General features: G+C 69.2%; 8 protein-coding genes and 1 tRNA gene. 7 read left to right on the forward strand and 2 right to left on the reverse strand.

What is annotated here, in order from left to right:
- Positions 1–149: 149 nt before the first annotated feature.
- Positions 150–1,154: a proline racemase family protein gene (locus AOK03_RS36925; protein WP_055569747.1), complete on the forward strand. Its 1,005-nt coding sequence runs from the start codon at positions 150–152 to the stop codon at positions 1,152–1,154.
- 120 nt (positions 1,155–1,274) lie between these two features.
- On the forward strand, positions 1,275–1,937 hold the full coding sequence (locus AOK03_RS36930) for a GntR family transcriptional regulator (RefSeq protein ID WP_055569748.1): 663 nt from the start codon (positions 1,275–1,277) through the stop codon (positions 1,935–1,937).
- Positions 1,938–1,952: 15 nt separating this feature from the next.
- On the opposite strand, the gene AOK03_RS36935 is transcribed toward AOK03_RS36930, so the two are convergent.
- Positions 1,953–2,450 (reverse strand): MarR family winged helix-turn-helix transcriptional regulator, encoded by a 498-nt coding sequence (locus AOK03_RS36935; RefSeq protein ID WP_107098206.1) that lies wholly within the window; start codon positions 2,448–2,450, stop codon positions 1,953–1,955.
- Positions 2,451–2,599: 149 nt separating this feature from the next.
- On the opposite strand from AOK03_RS36935, the gene AOK03_RS36940 reads away from it, so the two are divergent.
- The 4 genes from AOK03_RS36940 to AOK03_RS36955 all read left to right on the forward strand — a co-directional run bounded on the left by AOK03_RS36940 (position 2,600) and on the right by AOK03_RS36955 (position 5,240).
- Positions 2,600–3,025 (forward strand): Rid family hydrolase, encoded by a 426-nt coding sequence (locus AOK03_RS36940; protein WP_055569750.1) that lies wholly within the window; start codon positions 2,600–2,602, stop codon positions 3,023–3,025.
- A gap of 125 nt (positions 3,026–3,150) precedes the next feature.
- The gene (locus AOK03_RS36945) at positions 3,151–3,648 is read left to right on the forward strand and encodes a nuclear transport factor 2 family protein (protein WP_079075196.1); all 498 of its coding nucleotides are present in this window, start codon (positions 3,151–3,153) and stop codon (positions 3,646–3,648) included.
- Positions 3,645–4,550 carry an NmrA family NAD(P)-binding protein gene (locus AOK03_RS36950; protein WP_055569751.1) on the forward strand — a complete coding sequence of 302 codons (906 nt, stop codon included), beginning with the start codon at positions 3,645–3,647 and terminating at the stop codon, positions 4,548–4,550. The genes AOK03_RS36945 and AOK03_RS36950 overlap by 4 nt, the downstream gene beginning before the upstream one ends.
- Before the next feature lie 66 nt (positions 4,551–4,616).
- A complete protein-coding gene (locus AOK03_RS36955; protein WP_055569752.1) occupies positions 4,617–5,240 on the forward strand; it encodes a TetR/AcrR family transcriptional regulator in 624 nt (207 codons plus the stop codon).
- Positions 5,241–5,371: 131 nt separating this feature from the next.
- Here AOK03_RS36955 and AOK03_RS36960 read toward each other — a convergent pair.
- A tRNA-Leu gene (locus tag AOK03_RS36960) sits at positions 5,372–5,456 on the reverse strand.
- 141 nt (positions 5,457–5,597) lie between these two features.
- On the opposite strand from AOK03_RS36960, the gene AOK03_RS36965 reads away from it, so the two are divergent.
- A complete protein-coding gene (locus tag AOK03_RS36965) occupies positions 5,598–6,941 on the forward strand; it encodes a DUF2254 domain-containing protein (protein ID WP_055569754.1) in 1,344 nt (447 codons plus the stop codon).
- Positions 6,942–7,006 lie beyond the last annotated feature (65 nt).

The following is a 7,006-nucleotide window of genomic DNA, read 5'->3' on the forward strand; positions in this document are numbered from 1 at the left end:
CGTGGGCCGCCGCGGCGGCCCGACCCGCCCCCCGCGCTCCCCGCTGTCCGGAGCCACGGAGGCGCTGGTTCGGTCGGCCACGGAGAAGGCGATGGCCGCGGGCCACCGCTGAACCGAATCAAGAGCCTCAACCGGAGGGAAAGGGGCCCATGCGCACCCGTCACGTCTTCCACGCCGTCGACTCACACACCGAAGGCATGCCCACCCGCGTGATCACCGGCGGTGTCGGGGTGCTCCCCGGCGCCACCATGGCCGACCGCAGACTCCACTTCATCGAGCACCTGGACCATCTGCGCACGCTCCTGATGTACGAGCCGCGCGGCCACTCCGCGATGAGCGGTGCCATCCTCCAGCCCCCGACCCGCTCCGACGCCGACTACGGAGTCCTCTACATCGAGGTGTCCGGGCTCCTCCCGATGTGCGGCCACGGCACGATCGGCGTGGCGACGGTCCTGGTCGAGACCGGCATGGTGCAGGTGACCGAGCCGGTCACGACCGTCCGGCTGGACACTCCGGCGGGCCTGGTCGCCGTCGACGTACAGGTGACCGACGGCGCGGCCACATCGGCGACGCTCACCAACGTCCCCGCGTTCTGCGTGGCCCTGGACCGCAAGGTCGAGGTGCCGGGGCACGGCACGGTGACGTACGACATGGCCTACGGCGGAAACTTCTACGCATTCGTCCAACTCGACTCGCTGGGACTGCCGTTCGACCGCTCCCGCAAGGACGACCTGCTCGCGGCTGGGCTCGCCGTCATGGACGCGATCAACGCGTCACCGGACCGCCCGACGCACCCCGAGCAGCCTGACATCTCCGGGGTGAAGCACGTCTATCTGGCCGCGCCCGGCTCGGACGCCCGTCGGTCCCGGCACGCGATGGCGATCCACCCGGGCTGGTTCGACCGCTCGCCGTGCGGGACGGGCACCTCCGCGCGCATGGCGCAGCTGCACGCCCGCGGCGAGCTGCCGCTGGACCGCGACTTCGTCAACGAGTCCTTCATCGGTACGGAATTCACGGGCCGACTGGTGGCACAGACCGAGGTGGCAGGGCTGCCCGCAGTCGTGCCCCGCATCACGGGCCGGGCCTGGATCACGGGCACCGCCCAGTACTTCCTGGACCCCGACGACCCGTTTCCCGCGGGCTTCGCCCTCTGATCCTCCACCGGGCCCCCGCGCCTCCACCTGGGAGTCTCCTTGCCACCCGGCCACCAACTGGCAACGTGACATTGTACTTTGGTGATCCGCGCGGGCGCGGGTACCACCGGAGGGGACACCATGGGGCACCTGAAGCAGAAGAACCTCATCACCACCAGGGAGCGACTGCGCGACCAGGTCGGCCACGCCCTGCGGGCCGCCCTGATCTCCGGCGAACTGCGCCCCGGCGAGATCTACTCCGCGCCCGGCCTGGCCGAGGACTTCGGCATTTCGGCGACGCCGGTGCGCGAGGCGATGCTCGACCTGGCCCGCGAGGGTCTCGTCGAGCCGGTCCGCAACAAGGGCTTCCGGGTCACCGAGGTCAACGAACGCGATCTCGACCAGTACACAGAGATCCGCGGCCTGATCGAGGTCCCCATGATCGGACGGATCACGCGCACCGCGGCCAAGGAGGACCTGCAGGTGCTGCGTCCGGTCGCCGAGGAGATCGTGCGCGCCGCCCGCGACCACGACCTCATCGCCTACCTGGAGGCCGACCGCCGCTTCCACCTCTCGCTCCTCGCCCTCTCGGGCAACGACCGTCTGGTCGAGACGGTCGGCGACCTCCGCAAGCGCTCCCGCCTCTACGGCCTGACGGCCCTGGACGAGCGCGACCAGCTGACCCCGTCGGCCGAGGAGCACATCGAGCTCCTGGACCTGATGCTGGCGGGCGACGCCAAGGGGGCGGAGAAGTGCATGGCGCGGCACCTGGGCCACGTGCGGTCCCTGTGGGCCACGACCTGAGGCTCCCCTCCCCCGTCAGCCGAAGTCGTCGGGAACGATGCGGAGTTTCTGCGCGATGCGGACGAGGGCCTTCTGGTCGGTCGTGCTGAGCGAGTCGAGGACGGTGCGGCGCACGGCGCGCAGGTGCGTGGGCGCGGCCTGGTGCACGACGTCGAAGCCGGTGTCGGTGAGTTCGGCGAGGGTGTAGCGGCCGTCGGCGGGGTCGGGCGTCCGTACGACCCAGCCGCGCCGCTCACAGCGCTTGATGACGTTGGACAGACGGGAGAGCGACCCGCTGGCGAGGAAGGCGAGCTCTCCCATCCGCAGCGTGCGCTTCGGGGCCTCGGAGAGATGGCTGAGCACGAGGTACTCGAACAGCGTGAGGTCGTGTTCCTGCCGCAGCGGCGACTCCAGCTTGCCGGGCAGCAGCAGGACGAGGGAGATCAACCCCGTCCACGCCTCCTTCTCCTGCTCATCGAGCCAGCGCAGCTCCTCGTCGCTCTCGCCATCCGCGCGCTCATCCGCGCCGCTCATGGGTCCTCCCGTGCCGCTCATGGCTCGTCCCGCCCTTCCGTCAAGGTCCGCCATCACTTCACACATGAAGTCATCGCCTGTTACTGTCACTTTACGCGTGAACTCATGCGCAGAAAAACGCATCCCTATGCACGGGAAGAGGAAGCACCATGAGCACCGTCACCTTCGGCATCGCTCCGGGCTACGGCGAGAAGCTGCACGCGGCCCTCGGCTACAGCGGGGCCGTCCGCGTCGACGACCGGGTCGAGATCTCCGGCCAGGCCGGGGTGGACGACGACCTGGTCATCCCCGACGCGCTGGAAGACGAGATCATCCAGGCCTTCGACAACGTGGAGCGCACGCTCGCCACGGTCGGCGCCACCTGGAAGGACGTCATCCACGTGAACTCGTACCACAAGGTCGCACCGGGCGCTGACGTCATCGGCGAGGACCACAACAGGGTCATGGCCGAGCAGTTCCGCCGTCGCCTCGACGGTCGCGCGCCGATCTGGACCGAGACCGGCGTCACGGCCCTCGGCCTCGCCGCCATGCGCGTGGAGATCCGCGTCACCGCCGTCGTCGGCTCCGGAAACTGAACCAGCACGCAACGACCCGCGGCCGGGACTGGAACGGGACGGTACCGTCCTACGTATGTTCAAAATCTGGACGAGACGGTACCGTCCATTAGCCGGTGAAGACCGGCCGGAACGAGGAGGTTGTGATGGCTGAGCGACTCGACGCCGCCGCCCGTCGCCAGCGCGTCCATGACGTGATGGACCGCATGCACGAAGTGCTCCTGGCGCACGACATGATGGGTTTCGCGGACTTGTGGGCCCCGGACGGCGTCATGGAGTTCCCCTTCGCCCCTCCGGGCCATGCGAACCTGAGCGGCCGCGAGGAGGTCAGGGAGTACGTGCGCTCCTATGCCGAACACGTCGAACTGCACCGCATCCGCCATCAGACACGCCACGAGACGGCCGACCCTGACGTGATGATCGTCGAGTGGGGCGTGGGCGGCACCGCGCTGGCCACCGGCCGACGCTACGACATCGACTACGTCGGCGTGATCCGCGTGGGCGAGCACGGCATCGTGTCCTACAAGGACTACTGGAACCCCCTGGCCGCGGGCCACGCGCTGGGATCCCTTCCCCAGATCGTGGAGGCCATCACCGAAGAGAAGCCCGTCACCGCGATCCTCAGCGCGCAGGAGCAGTCATGAACGAGACGCCGAGGATTCTGGTGCTCGGCGCCAGCGGGAACACCGGCGGCGCGGTGGTGAAGACTCTGCAGGCGTACGGGGCGCAGACTTCCGGGGTGCCGTCCTCCGGGGCCCCGTCCTCCGGGATGTCGATACGCACCACCTCCACGAAGAACGTCCGGAGCACCGGCACCGATCACGTGAGGTTCGACTGGTCCGCCCCGGACACCTACGCGACGGCGGTGGCCGGGGTGGACCGCGTCTACCTCATCGCGCCGGTCGGCGTGGTTGACCCCGTCCCGCCGGTCGAGGCGTTTCTCGCCGAAGCCCGGCGGGCCGGGGTGCGACGGACGGTGTTCCTCAGCTCATCGGCTGTCCGGACAGGCGGCCCGGGACTGGGACAGGTGGCGTCGCTCGTCCAGTCCGTGATGCCGGAATGGGCGGTGCTCCGGCCGACGTGGTTCATGCAGAACTTCGTCGGCAGGCACCCGCTCGCGGAGGCGATCCGCTCCTCGAGGGAGTTCGTCACCGCGACCGGTGACGGGAGGCAGGCGTTCGTCGACGCCGGGGACATCGGCGCCACCGCTGCCGCTCTCCTCGTCGACGACGCCGCGCACACCAGCGAGTTCTACGTCACCGGGCCGGAATCGATCAGCTACGACGATGCGGCGGCCGTCCTCACCGAGGCCATCGGCGAGCCGATCCGCCACGTCGCGGTCAGCGTCGAACAGCGGGTGCGGCAGTACGTCGATTCCGGCTACCCCGCCGACTTCTCCGCCTCACTGGCCGGTCTCGACGACTTCATCCGTACCGGCCAGAACGACTTCGTGGCCGATACCGTCAACCGGTTCACCGGCCGCCCGCCGCGCCCCCTCCGGGAATTCATGAGCGAACACCGGGACAAGCTGCTCACGCCAGGCTGACAGCACCCCGGAGGGCACTCAGCCATCTGGTCGGGACGGTACCGTCCAGCTGTTAGGCTCCCCGCCATGGAGCCCGGAGACCGCCCGAAGAGGAAGCCCACTGGTGCCGCGGCGCTCCAGTTGGAGTTGACGGAAACGATCGTCGACATCGCGCTGGACGAGCTGGCGGCAAAGGGCTTCGGACGCTTCTCGATGGAGGCTGTCGCCAAACGCGCCGGGGTGGGAAAGAGCGCTCTTTACCGTCGCTGGCCGTCCAAGAGCGCTCTGGCGGTCTCCGCCCTGTCCCGGCTCAGCGTCCCGCTCGCGGAGACTCCAGACACCGGCTCGCTGCGAGGCGATCTCCGAGCCGTGCTCGCCGCGGTTCTGTCATGGCTGGACGACCCCAGGTTCGGCCGGATCCTCCCCGACATGGTCGCCGAGGCTCTGCGCAACGAAGAACTCGCCGAAGCGCTCACCGCGAATCTCGGAGACCCCCGACGCGAGAGGGGCGAAGCCCTCATCGACCGGGCAGTCGCCCGGCGGGAACTCCCGGAGGACGTCGATCGCGAACTCATGCTCGACCTGCTGGCCGCCCCGATCTTCTGGCGCCTGACAGTGCGCCGCCTGCCCGTGGCGCAGGACTTCCTGGACTCGCTCGTCGACATGCTGATCCGCGCGCTGGGAGCACACGAGGAGACGCCCCGCCAGTAACCACGGGTGGAGAGGGAGCGATACTCGGCCCGAAGGTCCAGGAACAACAAAAAACCGGTGAGTCATGACGACTCACCGGCTTCTCGTGAAGGCTTCGGAACGATCTCGCGACCGTCCACTCCGAAACTCTGTGTCCGAGGGGGGACTTGAACCCCCACGCCCGATAAAGGGCACTAGCACCTCAAGCTAGCGCGTCTGCCATTCCGCCACCCGGACTAGGTGTCTGCCGCCGTGCGGTGTGTTCCCCGCGGCGACATGGACAACAATACCAAGCTTTCGGAGTGCCTTTCACCTGCGTATCCGCCCGCCGACCGCGGGATGCGCGGCTACCCGCACCACCCCGCCTACAGTCTCACCATGAGTGACGGGCTGATTACCTATGCGACCGGAAGGCTCGGCGACGTCAAGGTGCGCCGCCCCCGGATGCTGTCCCCTCTCCGCGAGCACCTGCGCGACACCATGTGGTTCGCGCCGACCGCGGGGCTGCTGGGGGCCATCCTCCTGTGGTGGGTCGCGGCGGAGCTGGACGCAGAGATCGTCTCGGCGCTGCAGGAGGCCGAGGACTACGACCAGATCAAGGATCTGATGGGGATCGCCGACGACGCGAAGGCGGTGATCAGCACCATCGGCAGCGCGATGATGACCTTCATCGGTGTCGTCTTCAGCATCTCCCTCGTGGCCGTGCAGATGGCCAGCGGCCAGTTCAGCCCGCGGGTGGTGCGGCTGTACGTACGGTCCCGCATCACCAAGATCACGCTCACCGTCTTCATGGCGACGTTCCTCTTCTCCCTGCTGACGCTCACCTCGTTCGACAGCGAGCGGGATCCCCGGCTCCTCACGAGCGTGCCGCTGGTCGAGGCGGTGCTCGCGATGGCGATGGTGCTGATGAGCCTGTTGTTGTTCGTGGCGTACGTGAACGGGACGGTCCGGATGATGCGGATCGGCTTCGTGATCGACAGGATCGCCCGCGAGTCGTTCCGGGTCGCCGTGAAGCAGCCCATGGAGATCCCGGTGGACACGGAGCAGCTCGGGCCGGAGACCGCCCGGGTCACACATCTGGGCCGGGCGGGCGTGCTGCGGGACGTGAACATCGCGCGTGCCGTGCGCGCGGCCCGGCGGCAGGGGGTCGTGCTGCGGCTGATCCCCCGGATCGGGGACTTCGTGGTGCCGGGGACGCCCGTGTTCACGGTGCACGGCGGGGCGGCGCCGTCGCGGCGAGCGCTCGGCTACACCGTGTCCGTGGGCGTGGAGCGCACCTTCCACCAGGATCTCGCGTTCGGCCTGCGGCAGCTCTCCGACATCGCTCTGCGGGCCCTGTCCCCCGCGGTCAACGATCCGACGACAGCCGTGCAGGCCCTCGACCGCATCGTCCAGTTCCTGGCGTCGATCGCCCCGTACCCGCTGGGCGCGCTCGGGCACCGGGACCGGCGCGGGGCGCTACGGCTCGTCCAGTCGGTGCCGGACTGGACCGCCCTGGCCGATCTTGGCTTCACCGAGATCCGAGGAGCCGCGATCGGCAACCCTCAGGTCACCCGACGCATGCTCGCCGGGCTCGACGACCTGCTGCTCCTCGTCCCCGAGGGGCGGCGCGAACCCCTCCTGCGGCACCGAGAACTCCTCGCGCAGGCCGTGGAGCGCTCGGTTCCGGAGGCGGCGGACCGCACGTTCGCCCTGCTGCCGGACCGCCAGGGCATCGGCTGACGGGGCACGGGGCAGGCGGGCGGCGGACACGGGCAGGGGCAAGTGCCCAGCCATAGGCACAGGCC

Source organism: Streptomyces atriruber, assembly GCF_001418325.1.
GTDB classification, from domain to species: Bacteria; Actinomycetota; Actinomycetes; order Streptomycetales; family Streptomycetaceae; genus Streptomyces; species Streptomyces atriruber.

Bases quoted from the DNA above. Each gene is read 5' to 3' on its own strand.
- AOK03_RS36925 (WP_055569747.1), top strand. From the start codon at position 150: ATGCGCACCCGTCACGTCTTCCACGCCGTCGACTCACACACCGAAGGC.
- AOK03_RS36930 (WP_055569748.1), top strand. From the start codon at position 1,275: ATGGGGCACCTGAAGCAGAAGAACCTCATCACCACCAGGGAGCGACTG.
- AOK03_RS36935 (WP_107098206.1), bottom strand. From the start codon at position 2,450: ATGAGCGGCGCGGATGAGCGCGCGGATGGCGAGAGCGACGAGGAGCTG.
- AOK03_RS36940 (WP_055569750.1), top strand. From the start codon at position 2,600: ATGAGCACCGTCACCTTCGGCATCGCTCCGGGCTACGGCGAGAAGCTG.
- AOK03_RS36945 (WP_079075196.1), top strand. From the start codon at position 3,151: ATGGCTGAGCGACTCGACGCCGCCGCCCGTCGCCAGCGCGTCCATGAC.
- AOK03_RS36950 (WP_055569751.1), top strand. From the start codon at position 3,645: ATGAACGAGACGCCGAGGATTCTGGTGCTCGGCGCCAGCGGGAACACC.
- AOK03_RS36955 (WP_055569752.1), top strand. From the start codon at position 4,617: ATGGAGCCCGGAGACCGCCCGAAGAGGAAGCCCACTGGTGCCGCGGCG.
- AOK03_RS36965 (WP_055569754.1), top strand. From the start codon at position 5,598: ATGAGTGACGGGCTGATTACCTATGCGACCGGAAGGCTCGGCGACGTC.